The 24,484-nt window shown below is 73.0% G+C and carries 2 protein-coding genes; both read right to left on the reverse strand.

Annotation, left to right across the window (positions count from 1 at the left end):
- On the reverse strand, positions 1-15,015 hold the full coding sequence (locus ACK1X7_RS01680) for a non-ribosomal peptide synthetase (protein WP_413114546.1): 15,015 nt from the start codon (positions 15,013-15,015) through the stop codon (positions 1-3).
- Positions 15,012-24,218, reverse strand: coding sequence for an amino acid adenylation domain-containing protein (locus ACK1X7_RS01685; protein ID WP_413114547.1), 9,207 nt, complete (start codon positions 24,216-24,218; stop codon positions 15,012-15,014). Before ACK1X7_RS01685 ends, ACK1X7_RS01680 begins: the two co-directional genes overlap by 4 nt.
- Positions 24,219-24,484: the final 266 nt, after the last annotated feature.

The following is a 24,484-nucleotide window of genomic DNA, read 5'->3' on the forward strand; positions in this document are numbered from 1 at the left end:
TCAGGTGAAGTCGCGGAGCCGGGCGGCGAGGATCCGGCCGATCCCGGCCAGCGGCTCCGGCTGGGTCATGTCGTCGTGGGTGGACTCGACGGGGTGGCGTTCGATGGAGCCCTCCAGGAAGGGCGCCCACACCTCGGGCCCGGGGGCGTCCCCCGGCTTGCCGAGCGTCGCCTCGAAGAAGAGCAGGTCTCCCACGTAGGTCCCGGGTACATGACCCCGTGCGAGCCGTGAATTGTTCTCGAACACCTCGTACAGGGCCGCCACGTGCCGCTCCTCCAGGCTGCCGAGGATGCCGCCCTGGCCGCGGAGGATCTCCGCCACCCGGCCGTACTCCAGCGGCTCCCCGGCCCACTCGGCCCGCTCGTAGCCGGCCAGGTCGAGCATTCCGCCGAGGAACTCCCGCTGGGACAGGACGGCGTCCTCCTCCCCGGCCCGCACGGTGCCGCCGTGGCTCGCGGGGAGCCGGGGGAAGGAGTCGAGCATGGCCAGCAGGGCGACCCGCTCACCGGCCCGCTGGAGCTGTTCGGCCATCGCGTGCGCCACCAGTCCGCCGAAGGACCAGCCGAGCAGCAGATAGGGGCCGGTGGGCTGGACGGTGCGCACCTGCTTCAGATAGTCGGCGGCGATCTCCTGGACGCCGGTGGGCAGTTCACCGGGTTCGGCGATGCCACGCGACTGGAGGCCGTAGATCGGGTAGTCGGGGCCTAGGTGGCGCATCAGCCCGGCGTAGGACCAACTGAAGCCACTGGCCGGGTGGACACAGAACAGCGGCGGACGGCCGCCCTTGCGGCGCAGCGGCAGCAGGACATCAAACGCTCCGTGGGCGCCCTGGCCATCGTCCTCCCCGGTGCCGAGCCGCTCGGTCAGCTCCGCCACCGTGGGTGCCTCGAAGAGGGTGCGGATGGCAATGTCCACCCCGAAGGTGGCGCGCACCCGGCCGATGAGCCGGGTGGCCAGCAGGGAGTGGCCGCCGAGGTCGAAGAAGCCGTCGTCGACGGAGACCCGGTCGATCCCGAGGACCTCGGCGAACAGCTCGCACAGCAGCCGCTCCTGGCGGGTGCGGGGCGCCCGGCCGCCGGAGACCGCGGAGGACTCGGGGGCGGGCAGGGCCCGGCGGTCCAGTTTGCGGTTGGGGGTCAGCGGCAGTACGTCCAGCGGGACGAAGGCGTTCGGGACCATGTACTCGGGGAGGTCAGCGGCGGCGTGGCGGCGCAGCTCGGCCGGGACCGGAAGCCCGGCGCCGGGCGCGGGCACCACATAGGCGACCAGGCGCTGGTCGCCGGGGCGGTCCTCGCGCACGATCACCGCGGACCTGGCCACGGCGGGGTGGCGGTCGACCACGGCCTCGACCTCGCCCAGCTCGATCCGGAAGCCGCGCAGCTTGACCTGGTCGTCCACCCGGCGCAGGAAGGACAGCGTGCCGTCCGGGTTCCAGCGCACCACATCTCCGGTGCGGTACATCCGGGAGCCGGGGGCGCCGAACGGGTCGGGGACGAACCGGGCGGCCGTCATATCGGGGCGGCCCAGATAGCCGCGGGCCAGGCAGTCGCCCGCCACGTACAGCTCTCCGGCCGCGCCCGGCGGCACCAGCTCGAGGCGGTCGTCGAGCACATGGAACCGGGTGTTGGGCATCGGGCCGCCGATGGGCAGCGGGCCCGGCGGGATCGGGGTGTCCGGTGCGATGCGGTACTGGCTGCAATTGACCGTGGTCTCGGTGGGCCCGTACATGTTGAGGACGGTGGTGCCGGGGTGGTCGGCGCGCCAGGCGTCGACCCGCTCGCCCAGCAGCAGCTCACCGCCGAGGAGCAGTTCGGCGGTGGGCGCGAACTCCTCGGGCAGCGTGGTGAGGACCGGCAGATGGCTGGGCGTGGCCTTGAGGAAGGTGCACGGGCGGGTGCGCAGCGCCTCGGCGGTCCCCGGGGCCGGGTCCTGGAGGTCGCTGACGACCTGGACGGTGCCGCCCACGGTGAGCGGCACATGGGTGGCGGTCACCGACAGGTCGAAGGAGATCGAGGAGTGCAGCAGCGCGGTGCCGCGCACCCCGTCGTAGTCGCCCCCGGCGAAGACCAGGTAGTCGGTGAGCGAGGTGTGCTGGATGACGACGCCCTTGGGCCGTCCGGTCGAGCCCGAGGTGTAGATGACATAGGCGGGGTTGGCCAGGCGCAGCGGTGCGAGCCGGTCGCCGTCGTCGGGGTCGGTGGCGTCGAAGCGGGCGAGGTGTGCGCCGGTGGCGGGGTCGTCCAGGAGGAGGCGCGGGATGTCCTCGGTGTCCTGCGGCAGCGTGGCGGCGGTGTCGGCGTCGGTGAGCAGCAGCGCCGGGGCGGTGTCGGAGAGCATGAACCCGATCCGCTCGGCCGGGTAGGCCGGGTCCACCGGCACATAGGCGCCACCGGCCTTGAGCACCGCGAGCAGGGCCACCACCAGGTGTGCCGACCGGGGCAGGGCGACGGCGACGAACCGCTCCGGGCCCACACCGCGGTCGATGAGCAGGCGGGCCAGCCGGTTGGCGCGGGCGTTGAGCTCGGCGTACGACAGCTCCTCGGCGCCGAAGACCAGCGCGGGTGCGTCGGGGGTGCGGGCAACCTGGGCCTGGAACAGCTCGGGCTGGGTCACCTCGGGGACGTCGGTGGCGGTGTCGTTCCAGGTGACCACCATGCGGGTCCGCTCGACGGGGTCGAGCAGCCCGATCCGGCCGATCGGCTGGTCCGGGTCGGCGACGGCCGCCTCCAGCAGCCGGATCAGCCGGGCGACGAGGGCGGTGACGGTGTCCGCGTCGAACAGGTCGGCGCTGTAGACGACATGGCCCTCGATGCCCTGGTGGCCACCGTCCTCGTCGCGCCGGTCGCCGAGGCTGATCGACAGGTCGAACTTGGCACCGGCGTTGCCGAGCGGTTCCGCGGCCACGGTGAGGCCGGTGACCTCCTGGCCGACCACGGTGGGGTTCTGGAACGCCAGGGCGATCTGGAAGAGCGGGTGGCGGGAGAGCGAGCGGGCCGGGTTGAGCACCTCCACCAGCCGTTCGAACGGCATGTCCTGGTGGGCGTAGGCGGCCAGGTCGGTGTCCCGGACGCGGGCCAGCAGCTCCCGGAAGGTCGGGTTGCCCGAGGTGTCCGTACGCAGCACCAGGGTGTTGACGAAGAACCCGACCAGATCGTCCAGCGCCTCGTCGGTGCGGCCCGCGATCGGGCTGCCCAGCGGGATGTCGGTACCCGCCCCCAGCCGGGTCAGCAGGGCGGCCAGCCCGGCCTGGACCACCATGAAGGCGCTGGCCCGGTTCTCGCGGGCGAGTCCGGCCAGCCGCCGGTGCAGCTCGGGGCCGATCCGTACGGGGACGGTGCCGCCCGCCCCGGTGGCGACCGCGGGGCGGGGGCGGTCGGTGGGCAGCTCCAGTTGGTCGGGGAGACCGGCCAGGGCGTCGGTCCAGAAGGCGAGCTGCCGGGAGATGGGGGTCTGGGGGTCGCTCTCGTCGCCGAGCACCTCGCGCTGCCAGATGCTGTAGTCGGCATAGCCCACCCGCAGCGGTGTCCACCGGGGCGCCGCACCGGCCAGCCGGGCCTCGTAGGCGGAGGACAGGTCGCGGGCGAGCGGTGCCGCGGAGGCCCCGTCGCTGGCGATGTGGTGCATCACCAGCAGCAGCACATGGCTGTCCGGGGCGAGTGCGAACAGCCGTGTGCGCAGCGGGAGTTCGCGGGTGAGGTCGAATCCGGTGGCGGCCTCGGCGGCCAGCCGGCCGGGCAGGGACGCCTCGTCGGTGTCGGTGACCGGGAGCGCGGGCCGGGCCGTCCCGGCGTCCACGATCTTCTGGTGGGCGCCGCCGTCCGCGTCCGGCCCGGTGGTCTCGGGGAAGACGGTGCGCAGGCTCTCGTGCCGGGCCACCACATCGCCGAGGGCCGCGCGCAGCGCCTCGCGGTCCAGGTCACCGGTCAGGCGCAGGGCCAGCGGCACGTTGTAGGCGCCGCTGTCGCCGTCGAACCGGTTGAGGAACCACAGCCGGCGCTGGGCGTACGACAGCGGGATCCGCCCGGTCCGCTCGGCCGGGACCAGCGGCGCCCTGCCTCCTGTGCCAAGGGCCAGGGACGTGGCGAGCCGGGCCACGGTGGGCATTTCGAACAGCGTCCTGACCTGAAGCTCCACCCCGAAGGCGGACCGGATCCGGTTCACCAGGCGGGTGGCGAGCAGCGAGTGGCCGCCCAGGTCGAAGAAGTCGTCGTCGGGGCCGACCCGGGGCAGGCCGAGCACCTCGGCGAACACCTCGCACAGCAGCTCTTCCTGCGGGGTGCGCGGGGCCCGTCCGGAGCCGCCGGCCGACGCCCCGAAGTCGGGGGCGGGCAGCGCCTTGCGGTCCACCTTGCCGTTGGGGGTGAGCGGCAGGGCGTCCATGGCCATCAGCACCGCGGGCACCATCGCCTCCGGCAGCGCCCCGGCGAGTTCGGAGCGCACCTGCCGGGGGTCGACCGCGCCGACGATGTGGCCGACCAGGCGGCTCTGCCCCGCGGGGTCGGTGCCGACCGTGACCACCGCGTCGGTCACCGCGGGGATCGCGCGCAGCGCGGCCTCCACCTCGCCCAGTTCGATGCGCTGTCCGCGGATCTTGACCTGGTGGTCGAGGCGGCCGAGGAACTCCAGTTGTCCGTCGGGCAGCCGTCGCACCCGGTCGCCGGTGCGGTACAGCCGGCTGCCGGGCTCGTCCGCGAACGGGTCGGCCACGAAGGTGACCGCGGTGCGCCGGGCTTCGCCGACGTAGCCGTATCCGACGCCGGTGCCGCCCACGTACAGCTCGCCGGGGACGCCGACCGGGACCGGCTGGAGCCGGGTGTCCAGGACGTAGAGCCGGGTGTTGCGGATGGTGGCACCGATCGGTACCCGGACGCCGCCGAGCGGGGTGGCGGAGTCGATGACGGCGTGGGTGACGTCGTCCGAGCACTCGGTCGGGCCGTACGCGTTGACCAGCGGAATGTGCGGATAGCGGGCGAACCAGCGGGCGCACAGGTCCGGCGGGAGGGCCTCGCCGGTCACCATCAGCCAGCGCAGCCGGGGCAGTTCGAGGGGGTCGGCGCCGGACTCCCAGGCGTCCAGGGCGGTGCGCAGCAGGGAGGGGACGACCTCGAGGACGGTGATCCGCTCCTCGGCGACCCGGGTGAACAGCGCCTGCGGGTCCAGTGCGGTGTCCTCGCCGACCAGCCGCACCCGGCCGCCGGCGACGAGGCCGGACAGCATCTGCCACACCGAGATGTCGAACGTCAGCGGGGCGTTGGCCACCACGCTGTCGGCGTCCGTCATCCCCAGGTCCTCGATCTTGGCGAGGAGGTGGTTGACCATGCCGCGCCGGTGCACCATCGCGCCCTTGGGGCGGCCGGTGGAACCGGAGGTGAAGATCACGTAGGCGAGGTGGCCGGGGCCACCGGCGACGGGCAGCAGCTCATCGGCGTCGTCGGCCGCGTCGTCCAGCGCCAGCACCTCGACGGGGATCTCCGCCGCCTCGGCCAACTCCCGTGCCCGCACCAGGTGTTCGGGCGCGGCAAGCACCCGGCGGGCGCCGCTGTCGGCGAGCATTCCGGCGCTGCGCTGCCGCGGGGCGCGCGGGTCGAGCGGCACATAGGCGGCGCCGATGCCGAGGACGGCGAGCACGGCCGTGGGCACCCGGACGGTGCGGTCGGAGAGGATCGCGACGACCGAATCGGCGTCCGCACCGCTCGCCAGCAGCCTGCGGGAGAGGGCGCTCGCGCGGGCGACCAGGGTGGCGTAGTCGACGGTGTGGTGGTCATCGGTGAGGGCGGTGGCCTCCGGGTGGCGGGCGGCGATCTCCCGGACCCGCTCCACGACCCCGGTGATGCCGGTGTCGCGCTCGGTGCGGTTCCAGTCGAGCAGCAGTTGCCGCCGCTCCCCCGGTTCGATGATGTCCAGGTCACCCACCGGGCGGTCGGGCTCGGCGACGGCGGCCTGGAGGAACCGTACGAAGCAGCCGAGCAGCCGCTGCGCGGTGGGGTGGTCGAACAGGTCGGTGCTGTAGTCGAACCGGCCGTCCAGACCCTGCGGCGCGCCGTCCTCGGCGTAGCGCTCGGTGAGGTCGAAGGACAGGTCGAACTGGGCGGCGTGGGCGCCCGCGGTCTCCACGGCAACGTCCAGTCCGGGCAGCCGCAGATCGGCCTGGACGTTGTTCTGGAGCACCAGCATGACCTGGAAGAGCGGGTTGCGCGCCATCGAGCGGGCCGGGTTGAGCACCTCGACCAGCCGCTCGAAGGGGGTGTCCTGGTGGGCGTAGGCGGCGAGGTCGGTGTCCCGGACGCGGGCCAGCAGCTCCCGGAAGGTCGGGTTGCCCGAGGTGTCCGTGCGCAGCACCAGGGTGTTGACGAAGAAGCCCACGAGCTCGTCCAGCGCCTCGTCGGTGCGGCCCGCGATCGGGCTGCCCAGCGGGATGTCGGTGCCCGCCCCCAGCCGGGTCAGCAGCGCCGCGAGCCCGGCCTGGACCACCATGAACAGGCTCGCCTCGTTGTCGCGTACGAGGCCGAGCAGCCCGTGGTGGAGCTCCGGTTCGAGCCGGAACATCAGGGTTCCGCCCTGGTAGGTGGCGACGGCGGGCCGGGAGCGGTCGGCCGGCAGCTCCAGTTCGTCCGGGAGCCCGGCGAGGGCGTCGGTCCAGAAGGCGAGCTGCCGGGAGATCGGGCTGTCCGGGTCGTCCTCGCCGCCCATGACCTGCCGCTGCCAGAGGCTGTAGTCGGCGTAGCTCACGGGCAGCGGGTCCCGCTCGGGCGCCTCGCCCCCCAGCCGGGCGGTGTAGGCCAGGGAGAAGTCGCGGGCGAGCGGGCCCATCGACCAGCCGTCACCGGCGATGTGGTGCAGGACCAGCAGCAGGACGTGGCGGTCGGGGCCGAGTGCGTACAGGGTGGCCCGCAGGGGCGGGTCGACGGCGAGGTCGAAGCCGGGGGCGACCGCCCGGAGCAGCGCCTCGGGCAGTTCCTCCTCGGTGACGGTTTCCATGGTGAGGTCGGGGGTGGCGGCGTCGGTGCCGAGCACCACCTGGTGCGGGGTGCCGCCGGTCTCGCGGAAGACGGTGCGCAGCGCCTCGTGCCGGTCCACCACATCGCCCAGCGCCGCCCGCAGGGCCTCGCAGTCGAGGTGTCCGGTCAGCCGCAGCGCGATCGGGATCTTGTACGGGGACGCGGCGCCTTCCAGCCGGTTGAGGAACCACAGCCGGTGCTGGCCGTACGACATGGGGATGAACTCGGGCCGCTCGACGGGCCGCAGCGGGGTACGGGCGCGGGCGGCTCCGGCGATGGCCGCCATGAGCCGGGCGGGGGTGGGGGCCTCGAACAGGCTGCGCACCGCCAGCTCCACGCCGAATCCGGAGCGCACCCGGCTGACCAGGCGGGTGGCCAGCAGGGAGTGGCCACCGAGGTCGAAGAAGCTGTCGTCGATGCCGACTTCGGCCAGCCCCAGCACCTCGGCGAAGATCTCGCACAGGGTGCGCTCCTCGGGGGTGCGCGGGGCCCGGCGGGTGGCGGCGGCGCCGTAGTCGGGGGCGGGCAGGGCCCGGCGGTCGACCTTGCCGTTGGTGGTGACGGGCAGGGTCTCCAGGGCGACGAAGGCGGCGGGGACCATATAGGCGGGCAGGGCGGCCGCGGTGTGGTCGCGCAGCGCGGCCAGGTCCGGGGCGGGCTGTCCACCGGCCGGGACGGCGTAGGCGACCAGGCGCTTGTCGCCGGGCTGGTCCTCGCGGACGATCACGGCGACCTGGGCGAGGCCGGGGTAGCGGGCCACGACGGCCTCGATCTCGCCGAGTTCGATGCGGAAGCCGCGCACCTTGACCTGTTCGTCGGCGCGGCCCACGAATTCCAGCAGGCCGCCGTCGGTCCAGCGGACCAGGTCGCCGCTGCGGTACATCCGTGCCCCGGCGGGGCCGAAGGGGTCGGCGACGAAGCGCTCGGCGGTGAGGCCGGGGCGGTCCAGGTAGCCGCGGGCGAGTCCGGCTCCGGCGATGTACAGCTCGCCGGCGACTCCGTGCGGGGTGAGGGCCAGGTTGTCGTCGAGGACGTAGAGCCGCATCCGGTCCAGCGGCCGGCCGATGGGCACGGTGTCGGGGACGGTGTCCCGCGCCCGCATCCGGTGGTAGGCGGCGAACGTGGTGGTCTCGGTCGGGCCGTAGCCGTCGCCGACGACCAGTTCGGGGCAGGTGGCCAGCACTCTGCGCACCATGGGCGCGGGGACGACGTCGCCACCGGACCACACCTCGCGCACCTCGGCGAAGCTTTCGGGCCGCTCCTCGGCGAGGATCCGGAAGAGACCGGCGGTCAGCCACAGTCCGGTGACCTTCCGCTCCGCGATGACCCGGGCCAGGTCCTGGACGTCGAGTTCGCCGGGGGGCGCCACCACGATGTGGCCGCCGCGCAGCAGCGGCACCCACAGTTCGTAGGTGGAGGCGTCGAACGCCTGGGGCGAGTGCAGCAGCACCCGGGTGTGGTGGCCGCTGTCCCAGGCGTCGTCGAAGGCGAGGGCGAGCACATCGTGGTGGGTGACGGCGACGCCCTTGGGGGTGCCGGTCGAGCCCGAGGTGTACATCACATAGGCGAGCTGTTCATGGTGTCCGTCGATACCGGGGTCGGTGTCCGGCTCGCCGTCGAGCGGCGCCGCACCGTCGAGGGCGGGGTCGTCGACGACCAGCAGCCTGGCCCGGTGCGGGAAGGCGCGGGCGGCCTCGCTCAGGTCGCGGTCGGTGAGCAGCACACCGGCGGCGGTCTGTTCGACGATCAGGGTCAGCCGGGCCTGCGGATAGCGGGAGTCCAGGGGCACATACGCGCCACCGGCCTTCAGCACCGCGAGGATCGAGACCACCAACTCGACGGAACGATTCTGCATCACGGCGACCGGGCTCTCCGGGCGCACCCCCATGGCGATCAGCCGGTGCGCCAGCCGGTTGGCGCGGGTGTCGAGCTCACGGTAGGTGACCTCCTGCCCGTCGGCGTCGCTCAGCGCGACCGCGTCCGGGGTCCGGGCCAGTTGGTCGGCGAACCGCCGCTGGATGGACCCGTAGGCGGTGGGCCGGGGGCCGGTGTCCCCGGTCCCCAGCGCCAGCAGCCGGGCGCGCTCGTCGGGGCCGAGCACATCGATCCGCCCGACCGGGCGCTCCGGGTCCGCGGCGATGAGGTCCAGCAGCCGCGGCAGCCGGTCGGCCAGCTCCGCCACGGCCGCCGGGTCCAGCACGTCCGGCCGGTGGTTGAGCCGCAACTGGAGCCCCTGGCCGGGCAGTTGGGGGATGGCGACGAGGGTCAGCGGGTAGTGGGTGGCGTCCCGGCCGTCGATGCCCAGCACGCCGAGCCCGGTGCCGGGCAGCTCCAGCGCCGCCGGGTCGAGCGGGTAGTTCTCGAACACGGTGAGCGTGTCGAAGAGTTCACCGGTACCGGCGATGTTCTGGATGTCGGTGAGGCCGAGGTACTGGTGGTCGGTCAGCAGCGACTGCTGCTCCTGCACCCGGGCCAGCAGCCCGGACAGCGGCTCCTCGGGCCGCAGGGCCACCCGCACCGGCAGGGTGTTGATGAACAGGCCCACCATCGTCTCGATACCGGCGATCTCCGGCGGCCGGCCGGAGACCGTGGCGCCGAAGACCACGTCCTGACGCCCGGTGAGCCGGCCGAGCAGCACCGCCCAGGCGCCCTGCACCAGCGTGTTCATCGTGAGCCCGAGACCCCGCGCCCGCTCGGTGAGGGCGGCGGTCAGCCCGGCCGACAGCTCGACGGTGACCGTCCGCGGTATCGCCGCCTCGCGGCCGGGGTCCACGGGGGCGAGCAGGGTCGGCTCGGCGCCCTCCAGGGCCTGCTGCCACGCCTTCTCGGCGGCGCCGGCGTCCTGGTCGGCGAGCCAGGCCAGATAGTCGCGGTAGGGGGTGACCCGGGGCAGCGTGGCGTCGCTTCCTCCGGAGGCGTAGAGCGTGAACAGCTCCTGGGCGAGCAGCGGGGTGGACCAGCCGTCCAGCAGGATGTGGTGGTTGGTCAGCACCAGCCGGTGGCGGTCGCCGTCGAGCCGGATCACGGTGATGCGCAGCAGCGGCGGCGCGGTCAGGTCGAAGCGGCGGGCCCGGTCCTCGGCGAGCAGGCGATCCAGTTCGCCGTCCCGCTGACCGGCGGGGACACCGGACAGGTCGAACTCGTACCAGGGCAGCTCGGTCTCGTCCGCCCTGGGCACGAACTGCACCGGGGTGCGCAGCCCTTCGTGCCAGAAACCGGCGCGCAGATTGGCGTGGCGCTCCAGCAGTGCGTGGGCGGCGCGGCGCAGCGCCCGGGCGTCCAGCGGCCCGCTCACATCCAGCAGCAGTTGCACGGTGTAGACGTCGCGCGCCTGCTCGTCGTAGACGGCGTGGAAGAACAGCCCCTTCTGGAGGGACGACAGCGGCAGCAGATCGGCCACGCCGGGCCGGGCCCGCTCGACGGTGTCGATCTCGTCCTGGCCGAGGGAGACCAGGGGCAGATCGGAGGGGGTGTGCCCGCCGGCTCCCGCCCGCTCGGTGTGGACCGCGAGGACCTCCAGCGCGCGGAACCAGGTCTCGGCCAGATCGCGGGCGTCCTCCTCGGTCAGCAGATCGCCGGGCCAGGACAGGGTCGCGGTCAGCCGCGGCCCGTCGGCGTGGTCCTGGGTGAGGGCGCCCACCTCGAGCGTGTGCGGAACGGGCATGGCCGGGTCGACGCCGCCGCCGAGACCATCGGCCTCCGGGGCGGCGGACCAGTCGGCGCCCTGGCCGTCGGCGGAGGCGGCCGGGAAGCGGCCCAGGTAGTTGAAGCCGATCTGCGGGGTGCGCAGCCGGGCCAGGGCCGGGCTGGTCTGCGGGTTGAGGTGGCGCAGCAGACCGTAGCCCATGCCGTTGTCGGGCAGGGCGCGCAACTGCTCCTTGACGCTCTTCAGCGCCCGTCCGGCCTGCGGGCCGGCGGCCCACAGCTCGGCCCAGTCCGCCACCGCCGGGTCCAGCCGCACCGGGTGCAGATCGGTGAACCAGCCGACGGTACGGGAGAGATCCGCACCCTCGACGACGCCCTCGCGGCCATGGCCTTCCAGGTCGACCAGGAGCGGGGCCGCCGCGTCGTCGTCCCGGCGCCGGCGCCAGTCCGCGACGGCCAGGGCGAGGCCGGTCAGCAGGACGTCGTTGACCCCGCCGTGGAAGGCGGCGGGCACCCGGGTGAGCAGCGGCTCGGTGCGCTCGGGCGGCAGGGTGAGGCTGATGTGCCGGACGGTGGCCACGGTGTCCCTCGCGGCGTCCAGGGCACGGCTGCCCAGCAGCGGGTCCGGGGCCTCCAGCATGGCGGTCCACAGCGGCAGTTCGTCCAGCAGGGCCGGGTGCTGGGCGAGCGCGGTGAGCTGCTCGGCCCAGCGCCGCAGCGAGGTGCCCACCGGCTCCAGCCTCGGGGCCTCGCCCGCCATGACGGCCTCGCCCGCGGCGGCCAGGTCGGGCAGCAGGATCCGCCATGAGACGCCGTCCACCACCAGATGGTGCAGGACGAGCAGCAGTCTGCCGCTCTCATGCGGTCCGCCGTCGAACCACACCGCCCGCACCATGGCCCCCTGCTCGGGCTCCAGCCGCGCCTGCGCGGTGCCCTGGTGTCCGGCCACCACACAGCGCAGCGCCTCGCCGCGCAGCCCGGCCGCGTCCACCCGGGTCAGACAGCCGGTGGCGTCGACCGCACCGCGCGGCGCCACCTCCAGGCTCCAGACGATGCCACCGGCCCGGGTCAGCCGCAGCCGCAGGGCGTCGTGGTGGTCGAGGACGGCCTGGAGCGCGGCGGTGAGCTGCGCCTGGTCCAGTCCGGCGGGGGTGCGGATCAGCATCGACTGGTGGAAGCCGTCGACGGGCCCGCCGCGCTCCCGCAGCCAGTGTGCGATCGGGGTGAGCGGCACCACCCCGATACCGGAGTCGTCCGGTTCTGCGGTGGCCGCCGTCTCCTCCCGCGGCGTGGCCATGGCGGCGAGCGCGGCCACGGTCCGCAGCCGGAACACATCGCGCGGGGTGAACATCAGCCCCGCCTTGCGGGCCCGGCTGACCAACTGGATGGAGACGATGCTGTCGCCGCCCAGGTCGAAGAAGCTGTCGTCCACGCCGACCCGCTCCACCCCGAGCACATCGGCGAACACCGCGCACAGCGCCGCTTCCTGCGGGGTGGCCGGGGCCCGCCCGGTGGTCACGGAGCCGTAGTCCGGGGCGGGCAGCGCCTTGCGGTCCAGTTTGCCGTGGGGTGTCAGCGGCAGCGCGTCCAGGCGTACGAACGCCGCCGGGACCATATGCGCGGGCAGCACCTCGGCCACCTGGGCGCGCAGTTCGGCCACCTCGGCCTCGCCGACCGCATAGGCCACCAGTTGCCGGACGCCGGGTCGCTCCTCGCGGGCGACCACGGCGACCTGGGCGACCTTCGGATGGCGGGCGATGACGGTCTCGATCTCGCCCAGCTCGACCCGGAAGCCACGGATCTTCACCTGCTCGTCGGCGCGCCCGAGGTAGTCCAGGGTGCCGTCGGCCCGCCAGCGCACCACATCGCCGGTGCGGTACATCCGGGAGCCCGGGGCGTCGAAGGGGTTGGCGACGAACCGCTCCGCCGTCAGCCCGGGGCGGCGCAGATAGCCGCGGGCCAGCCCCTCGCCCGCGAGATAGAGCTCCCCCGGGGCGCCGACGGGCACCGGCCGCAGCCCCGCGTCCAGCACATACACCCGGGTGTTGACGACGGGGCCGCCGATCGCGGGCGTCCGCTCCCCGCTCAGCGGGCCGCTCATGGTGGCGGCCACGGTCGACTCGGTCGGACCGTAGGCATTGACCATCCGGCGGCCGGACGACCAGCGCGCCACCAGCTCGGCGGAGCACGCGTCACCGCCGACGACCAGGGAACGGAAGCCGGGCAGCGGTGTGGTCGTCGGCACCGACGCCAGCGCGGCCGGAGGGATCAGGGCGTGGCTGACCCGCCGGCCGGCCAGCACCTCGGCGAGGGCCTCCCCCGCCAGCGGTCCGGGCGGCGGTACGACGAGCGCGGCGCCGGAGGTCAGCGCCATGCACAGCTCCAGCACGGCGGCGTCGAAACTGGGTGAGGCGAACTGAAGGACCCGCGCCCCGGCGTCGACGTCGAAGTTCTCGACGGCGGCCGTGGCGAAGGAGGCCAGACCGGTGTGGGAGACCACGACGCCCTTGGGGGTGCCGGTCGAACCGGAGGTGTAGATGACATAGGCCGGATGGGCCGTGCGCAGCGGGGCCGTACGGTCCGCGTCCACGATGCCGGTGGCCGGGAACGCGGCGAGCCGGGCGGGCAGCACGGGGTCGTCGAGGTCCAGCCGCTCCCCCTGGTGGGCGACGACGGCGCCACCACCGGCGATGAGGAGCTCGGGCCGGGCGTCCTCGAGCAGGAAACGGATGCGTTCGGCCGGGTAGTCGGGGTCGACCGGAAGATAGGCGGCCCCCGCCTTCACCACGGCGAGCTGCGCCACCACCATGTCCACCGACCGGGGCAGGGCGAGGGCGACGATGCGCTCCGGGCCGATACCGCGCCCGATCAGCAGCCGGGCCAGCCGGTTGGCGCGGGCGTCCAGTTCGGCGTAGCTCAGCGCGCCGCCGTCGAAGACCACCGCGTCGTTCCCGGGCGTCGCCGCGGCCTGGGCCTCGAACAGCTCGCCGAGCCCGGCCCGCGTCAGGTCGCGGGCGGTGGCGTTCCACTCGACGAGCACCCGCTCGCGCTCCGCGGCGTCCAGGATGTCCACCGCCGCCACCGGCCGGTCGGGCTCGACGATGACCGTCTCCAGCAGCCGCACCAGACGTTCGGCCAGCCGCTGGGCGTCGTGGTCGAGCAGGTCCGGGCGGTGGTCCAGGCGCAGGGTGAGCCGGTCGCCCGGGATCACGGCGAGGGTGAGGGGGTAGTGCGTGGCGTCGTTGACATCGACTCCCGCGATGCGCACCCCGGTGCCGGGCAGCTCCAGGCCACCGGGGTCCAGGGGGTAGTTCTCGAAGACGGTCAGGGTGTCGAACAGCTCACCGGTCCCGGCCAGCCGCTGCACCTCGTGCAGCCCCAGATGCTGGTGCCCCATCAGCGCCGACTGCCGCTCCTGCACCCGGGCGAGCAGCCCGGACAGCGGCTCCTCGGGCCGCAGCACGACGCGCACCGGCAGGGTGTTGATGAACAGCCCCACCATGGATTCCACGCCGGGGATCTCCGGCGGACGGCCGGAGACGGTGGCGCCGAAGACCACGTCCCGGCGCCCGGTGAGCCGGCCGAGCAGCACCGCCCAGGCGCCCTGCACCAGCGTGTTCAGCGTCAGCTCGCGGGCGCGGGCGAACTGTCCCAGGGAGGCGGTCAGCTCGGCGGACAGCTCCAGCGTCACCCGCTCCGGCTGGGCCGCCTCGCGCCGTTCGCCCGTGGTCGGAGCGAGCAGCGTGGGCCCCTCGACGCCGTCCAGCGCCCGCCGCCACGCCTGCTCGGCGGCGTCCCGCTCCCGCCCGGCCAGCCAGGCCAGATAGTCGCGGTACGGGGTGACCCGGGGCAGCCCGGAGTCGTCACCGCCGCGTGCGTACAGCGTGAACAGCTCCCGGGCGAGCAGCGGCATCGACCAGCCGTCGAGCAGCAGGTGATGGTTGGTCAGGATGAGCCGGTACCGCTCGGCGCTCTGCGTCACGACGACGAACCGCACCAGCGGCGGGCTCGCGATGTCGAACCTGCGGTCCTTCTCCTCCGCCAGGATCCGGGCGATCTCGGCGGTCCGCGCCGCCTCGTCCAGACCGCTCACATCCCGCTCGTCCCAGGGCAGCTCCACCTCGCGGTGGATGATCTGGACGGCCTCACCCGTCTTGCGTCTGCGGAACCCGGCGCGCAGGTTGGCGTGGCGGCGCAGCAGGGTGGCCGCGGCGGCGCGCAGGGCGGCCAGGTCCACTCGGCCGACCAGGTCGAACGCGAACTGCATGGTGTACACATCGGGACCCTCGGTGTCGTACACCGCGTGGAAGAGAAGTCCTTCCTGTAGGGGCGACAGAGGCAGGATGTCTTCGACCCTCGACTGGCTGCTCACTTCGGCATCTCCCACTCGGTTCCCGGTTCCAGTTCGTCTTCGAATGCGTCGATCTCGTCCTGGGTGAGGGAGACCAGCGTGAGGTCGGAGGGGGTGTGTCCGCCGGCTCCCGGCCCTTCGGCGTGGGCGACGAGGGCGTCCAGGGCGCGGAACCAGGTCTCGGCCAGGTCCCGTACGTCGTCCTCGGAGAGCAACCCGTCCGGCCAGCTCCATACGACGCCGAGGCGGGCGCCTCCCGGACCGTCCTCGGTAGTTGCGTTGATCTCCAGTGCGTGCGGAAGCGGCATCGCGTCGTCCGCTCCGCCGCCGAGCCCGTCGGCCTCCGGCGCCGCCGCCCAATCGGTATCGGTGCCGGCCGCGAGGCGGCCGAGGTAGTTGAAGCCGATCTGCGGGGTCGGCAGGGCGGCCAGCTCGCGGCCGGTGTCGGGGTTGAGGTGGCGCAGCAGACCGTAGCCGATGCCACTGTCGGGCAGAGCGCGCAACTGCTCCTTGACCCGTTTCAGTGTCTGCCCGGCCTCACGGCCACCGCCCCAGAGATCGGCCCAGTCCTCGACCCCGGGCTCCAGGCGCACCGGGTAGAGGCTGGTGAACCAGCCGACGGTACGGGACAGATCGGCGCCCTCGACGATGTCCTCCCGGCCATGGCCCTCCAGGTCCACCAGCACACCGGTGGCCTCCGCATGGCCCCTGCGGCGGCGCCAGTCGGCCACCGCCAGGCCCAGCGCCGTCAGCAGGACGTCGTTCACACCACCGTGGAAGGCGGCGGGCACCCGCGTCAGCAGAGGCTCCGTCCGCTCCGGCGGCAACGTCAGCCGAAGGTGGCGGACGGTGGCGGCGGTGTCCCGATCCGGATCCAGTGCCCGTGCGCCCACCAAGGGGTCGGGCCCCTCGAACTGCCGTTTCCAGAGAGCGAGTTCCTCGAGGCGGGAGAGGTGCCCGGCGAGGGTGGTGAGGTGTTCGGCCCAGCCCCGCAGCGAGGTGCCGACCGGCTCCAGCTCACGCCCCTCCACCGCCGCGGCCAGATCCGGCAGCAGAATCCGCCAGGAGACCCCGTCGACCACCAGATGATGCGCCACCAGCAGCAACCGGCCGGGGGCGTGCGCGCCGTTGTCGAGCCATACGGCCCGGACCATCTCACCGGCCTCAGGTCTCAGCGGCCTGTCCCGCAGCGGCTGACCGCGCAATACTCCGGGGTCGGTCACGCGTGTGATCACATCGGCCGCGTCGACCGTGCCCCGCGGACCGGTCTCCAGCCCCCAGGCGCCGTCACCCGCACGCCCCAGCCGCATCCGCAGCGCGTCATGGTGATCGAGCACCGCCTGCAACCCGGCCGTCAACCGCTCCAGGGTCAGCCCCGCGGGCGTACGCACCAACACCGACTGATGGAAACCGTCCACCGGCCCGCCACGCTCCCGCAACCAGTGCACGATCGGGGTCAGTGGCACCACACCGATGCCATGATCCGGTGGCTCCACCGCCATCGCCCGGACCTCCCCGGCCATCGCGGCGAGCGCGGCCACCGTGCGGTGCTGGAAGACATCGCGCGGAGTGAAGACCAGTCCGGCGGCGCGGGCGCGGCTGACGAGCTGGATGGAGACGATGCTGTCCCCGCCCAGATCGAAGAAGTTGTCATCCGCCCCGACACCCGACAGCCCCAGCACATCCGCGAACACCGCACACAACGCCTCCTCGCGCGCGGTGGCGGGAGCCCGCCCCTCGGCCACCGGCCCGAAGTCGGGCGCCGGAAGGGCCCGGCGGTCCAGTTTGCCGTTGGGCGTCAGCGGCAGCCGCTCCAGCGTGACAAAGGCGGCCGGAACCATGTACTCGGGCAGTTCGGTGCCCAGGTATTTCCTCAGCTCACCGGCATCGGGGTCGCCCTCGGTGACGACGTACGCCACGAGCTGCTTCACGCCCGCGCGGTCCTCGCGAGCGATCACCGCCGTCTGCCGGACCTGCGGATGCCGGGCGAGAACCGCCTCGATCTCCCCCAGCTCGATCCGGAAACCACGCACCTTCACCTGCTCATCGGCACGCCCGACATACTCCACATTCCCATCCGCCCGCCACCGCACCACATCACCCGTGCGATACATCCGCGCACCCGCCCCGCGATACGGATCCGCCACAAACCGCTCCGCCGTCAGCCCCGGACGCCGCACATACCCCCGGGCGAGCTGCACACCGGCGAGATACAGCTCACCGGCGACTCCGGCGGGCACCGGCCGCAGCCGTGAATCCAGCACATACAGCCGGGTGTTCCACACCGGGGCGCCGATCGGCACCGGCCCGGCGGGGTCCTGGGCGGAGCACTCCCACGAGGTGACATCCACGGATGCCTCGGTGGGCCCGTACAGATTGTGCAGCGGCACGTCCAGCGTCTCGTAGAAGCGGGCGCGCAGCTCACCGGGGAGTGCCTCCCCGCTGCACAGGACGCGGCGCAGACCGGTGCAGTGGGCGACGGTGGGCTCGGTGAGGAAGACCTGGAGCATGGACGGGACGAAGTGCACCGTGGTGACGCTCTCGTCCCGGATCAGGCGGGCGAGATACGCCGGGTCCTTGTGCCCCTCCGGCCGGGCGACCACGAGCCGGGCGCCGGTGATGAGCGGCCAGAAGAACTCCCACACCGAGACGTCGAAACCGGACGGTGTCTTCTGGAGCACCCGGTCGGAGGCGTCGAGCCCGTACCGCGCCTGGGTCCACAGCAGCCGGTTGACGATTCCCTCGTGCGGGACGAGCACGCCCTTGGGCTTGCCCGTGGAACCCGAGGTGTAGATGACATAGGCGGTGTTGCGGCCGGTCAGCGGGGCGGGCCGCTCGGCGTCGGTGAGATCGCGGTCGGCGTGGCCCGCCAGCGCCGCCCGGGTGTCCGCGGTGTCCAGCAGCAGCCGGGGGGTGTCGTCGTCGGGCGGCAGCGCCTCGGTGATGTCCGCGGTGGTGAGCAGCATCGCGGGGTGGGCGTTCCCCAGGATGTAACGGATGCGCTCGGCCGGGTAGTCGGGGTCGACCGGCACATAGGCGGCGCCCGACTTCAGCACGGCCACCAGAGCGACGATGAGGTCCAGGGAGCGCGGCAGGGCGAGGGCCACGAACCTCTCCGGGCCCGCTCCCCGCTCGATCAGCAGCCGTGCCAGCCGGTTGGCGCGGGCGCTCAGCTCCGCGTAGGTCAGCGTCCGGCCCTCGAAGACCACGGCGGTGGTGTGCGGGGTACGGGCGGCCTGGGCCTCGATCAGCTCGGTGAGCGTGTTTGAGGGGATGTGGTGCTCGGTGGCGTTCCAGGTGACCAGCGTCCGCTCGCGCTCCGCGGCGTCCAGGATGTCGGCGTCGGCGACGGGCCGGTCGGGGCCGGTGGCGATGGCTTCCAGCAGCCGGTTGAGCCGGGCGCCGATGGCCCGCACGCTGTCGGCGGCGAACAGCTCCGGCCGGTATCCGAGGCGCAGGGAGAGCCGCTGGCCCGGAACCGCCACGAGGGTGAGCGGATAGTGCGTGGCGTCTTCCGCGCCGGCCTCGGTGACCCGCAGCCCGCTGCCGGCGCTGTCCAGCAGCTCCGGGTCCAGGGGGTAGTTCTCGAAGACGGTGAGGGTGTCGAACAGCTCCCCCACCCCGGCCAGTCGCTGGGTGTCGTGCAACCCGATGTACTGGTGCTCCATCAGCGCCGCCTGCTGCTCCTGGAGGCGGGTCAGCAGTTGGGCCCAGCTCTCCTCCGCAAGCGGCGTCACGCGCACGGGCAGCGTGTTGATGAACAGGCCGACCATCGATTCGACGCCGCCGATCTCGCCCGGCCGTCCGGAGACGGTGGCGCCGAAGACCACGTCCTCGGCTCCGGTGAGTCGGCTGAGCAGCACCGCCCAGGCACCCTGGACCATGGTGTTCATGGTCAGCCCGAGCCCCCGGGCGCGGTCGGTCAGCGCGGTGGTGAGCTCCGGCGACAGGTCGAGGGTGACCCGCTCCGGGGGCAGGGCCGGGGTGTCGGTGCCCGTCGGGGCGAGCAGCGTGGGCTCCTCGATGCCCGCGAGCGCCTGTCGCCACGCGTCCTCGGCCGCCTCCCGGTCCTGGTCCGCGAGCCACACCAGATAGTCCCGGTAGGGGGTGGTGGGGGGCAGTCCCGTGTCGTCACCGCCGCGTGCGTACAGCGCGAACAGCTCCTGGGCCAGCAGCGCCATCGACCAGCCGTCGAGCAGGAGGTGGTGGTACGTGAGGAGCAGCCGGCAGCGGTCGTCGGCGAGCCGCAGCAGGACGAAGCGCAGCAGCGGTGGCGCCGCCGGATCGAAGCCGCGGGATAGCTGCTCCTCCGCGATCCGGGTGAGCTCGGCCGTCTGCTCGTCCGGGGCAAGACCGCGCAGATCCCTGGTCTCCCAGGGCAGTTCCACCTCGTGGTGGACGACCATCACGGGGGTGCCGAGCTGTTCGTGGCGGAAGCCCGAGCGGAGGTTGGGATGCCGGTTCAGCAGGGTCCGCGCGGCGGCGCGCAGGGCCCGTTCGTCCAGTGCTCCCGCCATGGCGAGGAAGAGCTGCACGGTGTAGACGTCGGCGGCGCCCTCGTCGAACAGGGCGTGGAACAGCAGCCCTTCCTGCATGGGCGAGGGCGGCAGCACGTCCTGGAGATCGGGGCAGGTGCGCTCCAGGGCGTCGATCTCGTCCTGGGTGAGGGTGACCAGCGGAAGGTCGGAGGGGGTGCGACCGCCCGCTCCGGGTGCCTCGGCGTGGGCGGCGAGGGTGTCCAGGGCGCGGAACCAGGTCTCGGCCAGGTCTCGTATGTCGTCCTCGGAGAGCAGGCCGTCCGGCCAGCTCCAGGTGGCGTGCAGTTGTGCGCCGTCGTGGGTGTCCAGGGTGAGCGCGTCGACGTCGACGGTGTGGACGAGCGGCATGTCCTCGTCGCCGCCGCCGGACGCGCTCTCCACCGCCCAGTCGGTGTCGGTGCCGGTCGCGAGGCGGCCGAGGTAGTTGAAGCCGATCTGCGGGGTCGGCAGGGCGGCCAGCTCGCGTGCGGTGTCGGGGTTGAGGTGGCGCAGCAGACCATAGCCGATGCCATTGTCGGGCAGGCCGCGCAACTGCTCCTTGACCCGCTTGAGGGCCCGTCCGGCCTGCGGTCCGCCTTCCCAGACCTCGTCCCAGTCGGCCACTCCGGGCTCCAGGCGCACCGGGTGGAGGCTGGTGAACCAGCCGACCGTGCGGGACAGATCGGCGCCCTCGACGATGTCCTCCCGGCCGTGCCCCTCCAGGTCCACCAGCACACCGGTGGCCTCCGCGTGGCCCCTGCGGCGGCGCCAGTCGGCCACCGCCAGCGCCAGGGCCGTCAGCAGGACATCGTTCACACCACCGTGGAAGGCGGCGGGCACCCGCGTCAGCAGGGGCTCCGTCCGCTCCGACGGCAACGTCAGCCGAAGGTGGCGCACCGTGGCGGACGTGTCCCGCGCCGGATCAAGCGCCCGCTGCCCCAGCAATGGGTCCGGACCCTCGAACATGCCTTTCCACAGGGGCAGTTCGGCCAGTCGGGAGGGGTGCCCGGCGAGGGTGGTGAGGTGTTCGGCCCAGCCCCGCAGCGAGGTGCCGACCGGCTCCAGCTCACGCCCTTCGACCGCCGCGGCCAAGTCCGGCAGCAGAATCCGCCAGGAGACCCCGTCGACCACCAGATGATGCGCCACCAGCAGCAACCGGCCGGGGGCGTGCGCGCCGTTGTCGAGCCATACGGCCCGGACCATCTCACCGGCCCCGGGTCTCAGCGGCCTGTCTTCCAGCGGATCCCGGTGCAGCTCCTCCGGGTCGGTGACCCGTGTGATCACATCGGCCGCGTCGACCGTGCCCCGCGGACCGGTCTCCAGCCCCCAGGCGCCGTCACCCGCACGCCCCAGCCGCATCCGCAGCGCGTCATGGTGATCGAGCACCGCCTGCAACCCGGCCGTCAACCGCTCAAGCGTCAGCCCGGCAGGCGTACGCACCAACACCGACTGATGGAAACCGTCCACCGGCCCGCCACGTTCCCGCAGCCAGTGCACGATCGGAGTCGGCGGCACCACACCGATGCCCTGGTCGGGGGTCGGGGTCGAGATGGTGTCCGCGTCCGTGGCGGCCGCGGCGAGCGCGGCCACGGTGGGGCGTTGGAAGACATCGCGCGGAGTGAAGACCAGTCCGGCGGCACGGGCCCGGCTGACGAGCTGGATGGAGACGATACTGTCCCCGCCCAGATCGAAGAAGTTGTCATCCGCCCCGACACCCGACAGCCCCAGCACATCGGCGAACACCGCGCACAACGCCTCCTCGCGCGGGGTCGCGGGAGCCCGCCCGGTGACGGTCGGCCCGAAGTCGGGCGCCGGGAGAGCCCGGCGGTCCAGCTTGCCGTTGGGCGTCAGCGGCAGCCGCTCCAGCGTGACAAAGGCGGCCGGAACCATGTACTCGGGCAGTTCCGCGGCCACATGCTCGCGCCACTCCGCCACAGCGGGGTCGCCCTCGGTGACGACGTACGCCACGAGCTGCTTCACACCGGCGCGGTCCTCGCGAGCGATCACCGCCGTCTGCCGGACCTGTGGATGCCGGGCGAGAACCGCCTCGATCTCCCCCAGCTCGATCCGGAAACCACGCACCTTCACCTGCTCATCGGCACGCCCGACATACTCCACATTCCCATCCGCCCGCCACCGCACCACATCACCCGTGCGATACATCCGCGCACCCGCCCCGCGATACGGATCCGCCACAAACCGCTCCGCCGTCAGCCCCGGACGCCGCACATACCCCCGGGCAAGGCCCTCGCCCGCGATGTAGAGCTCTCCGGTGACGCCGACGGGCACCGGCTGGAGCGCCGAATCCAGCACATACACCCGGGTGTTGGAGATCGGGCGGCCGATGGGCGGTGCCTGGTCGCCGGGGTCCGCCTCACGATCGCTGTACCAGGCGGTGGCATAGACGGTGGCCTCGGTCGGGCCGTAGATGTTGGCGATGCGACAGCCCGGGATGGCGTGCCGGATGGCGGCGACGGCGTGTGCCGAGAGGGCCTCCCCGGCCAGGACGACGGTCTCCGCGGAGGTGTTCACCTCGCCGTGTGCCAGCACCTGGGCGAACGCCGAGGGGACGGCGCTGATCAGGCTGCCCGACCAGCCGTCCGCCGTGCGCTCGGTGAGCGCGAGCAGGTCGCGCACCACTTCGATGCTCCCGCCGCCGCACAGCGGCCCGAACATCTCGAAGACGGAGACGTCGAAGTTGAGCGAGGTGGACGCGAGGACGCGTCTCAGCTCTCGGGGTCCGATGTCGGTGGCCGCCCAGGTGGCAAGGTCGACGGCGGCGGCCTGGGACACCATGACGCCCTTGGGGCGGCCGGTGGAGCCCGAGGTGTAGATCACATAGGCGGGGTGCTGTGGCCTGAGCGGGGTGGTGCGGTCGGCGTCGACGGGGTTGCGGTCCGGGTGCCCGGCGAGCAGTTCGGCCGTCCCGGGGGCGTCCAGGCGCAGTGTGACGTGGCCGTCGGCGCCCGTGGTGTCCCCGTTGGCCGTGAGCACGATCGCCGGTCCGGCGTCGTCGAGCATGTAGGCGATCCGCTCGGCCGGGTAGCCGGGGTCCACCGGAAGGTAGGCGGCTCCGGCCTTGAGGATGGCGAGCAGCGCCACCATCATCTCGTCGGAGCGGGGCATGGAGAGCGCCACGAGGCTCTCCGGACCGGCGCCGTGCCCGATCAGCAGATGGGCGAGCCGGTTGGCGCGCCCGTTGAGCTCGGCGTAGGTCAGCGTACGGCCCTCGAAGACCACCGCGGGGGCCTGCGGGGTGCGGGCCGCCTGGGCCTCGAACAGCTCGGGGAGCGAGGTGTCCGGCACCTTCCGCGCGGTGGCGTTCCACTCGTCCAGGACGCGTTCGCGCTCCTCGGGGGCCAGCAGATCGATCCGGCCGATGGGGGTGTCGGGTGCGGCATGGGCGAAGTGGCCGAGGAGGTCGAGGAAGCGCCGCTGGTGGTCGGCGAGTCGCTCGGGGCCGTACAGCTCCGGATTGCCGTCCAGGTCGATGCGCGGCCCGCCGGCCGCGCTCTCGCCGCTTCCGGGCGGGCCCGGCTCCGTGGCGACCCGCCCGTCCACCACGAGCGACAGATCGTCTACGGGGCCCCCGCCGAGGTTGTGCACGCTGCCGCGGTGGCCGGCGAAGGTCAGGTCGTAGTCGACCATGACGATATTGATGTGCGGGCCGATGAGGCGGTGCTCGTCACCGGAGAGTTCGAGGTCGCGTCGCAGGTCCTCGGCGCGGTACCGCTGGTGTTTCAGCGCGCCGCGCAGTTCCTTGGAGGCCAGTCGGGCGGCCTCCGCCACGGTGGTGCCGGGGTGCAGGTCCAGCCGGAACGGCAGGACGTTGGACATCATCCCGGGGATGGTGCGGGCGCGTCCGGCGGACCGGGCCATCACGGGCAGGCCGAGGACGACCTGACGGTTGCCGGTCATCCGGTGCAGATAGACGCCGAGTGCGGCGACGAGGACGGCGGGCCAGGCGACCTCCGCCTCGCGTGCGGTGGCGCGCAAACCGGCCAGCGTCGGCTCGTCGAGGAAGGCGGTGCGGCGCGCCAACCGATCGGGGAGCGCCGGAGTGTGGTCGGCCAGGCTGGTGGCGGCGGGCAGCTCGGCGAAGCGTGCCATCCAGTACGCGCGGTCGCGGGTGAACCGGTCGGAGTCCCGGTACGCGGCCTCGTCGCCGAGGAGTTCGGCCAGTGATCCGAACGGCGTCCCGGGACAGGGCAGTCCGGCCGCGAGGGCGGTGTAGAGCTCGGCGACGCGGCGGCCGACCAGGGAGAGGCCGAGGCCGTCCATGACGATGTGGTGGTAGCGCTGGTACCAGAAGTACCGGTCGTCCGCCGCCTTGAACAGCGCGAAGGCGAACAGCGGACCGGCAGCGGGGTCCACCGGCCGGCGCATCTCGGCGCGCATATGGCTCTCGGCGCTCGCGCGGGGATCGTCCTCGTGGCTGACGTCGATGACGGGCAGGGTCCAGTCGACGTGCTCCTCGACCACCTGTGCCGCCTGGCCGTCCTCCTCCAGGAGCCGGATCCGCAGGGTCTCGGCCTCGGCCACGGTGCGGCGCAGCGCGCTTTCGAAAATCTCGGGGTCGATTTCGCCGTGAATATCGATGTATTCGGCGATGTTGAAGAGGGAATTCGTGGGCTGAAGCCGCTGGGCGAGCCAGATACCGGACTGCGCGGCCGTGAGCGGCAGGCTGGCAATCTGATAACCGGTCATGGTTCATCCGTCCTGATCGGGCGATGGCGCATCGATGGTGAATCACTGGGGCGCGTGATTCATCCGACGCGACAAATTCGGAAGTCAACCACATCTCGGCAACTTCATGGAAGTGAAATGACTTCCACTGCGAGATGTCGATCCGCAAGCGATATACCAAGCGGAGAACGCCTGAATTCTCAGCGCCGGCACGGGGAATGGCGGTGGGGACGGAGAACCCGGCGCGAGGGCTCCACGCACATTCCGGGCGGGCCCGGGCGGGCCCG

This window comes from Streptomyces sp. CY-1, assembly GCF_047218265.1.
GTDB lineage: Bacteria > Actinomycetota > Actinomycetes > Streptomycetales > Streptomycetaceae > Streptomyces > Streptomyces niphimycinicus.

Coding starts and splice junctions, on each gene's coding strand:
- ACK1X7_RS01685 (WP_413114547.1), bottom strand. CDS start 24,218: ATGACCGGTTATCAGATTGCCAGCCTGCCGCTCACGGCCGCGCAGTCC.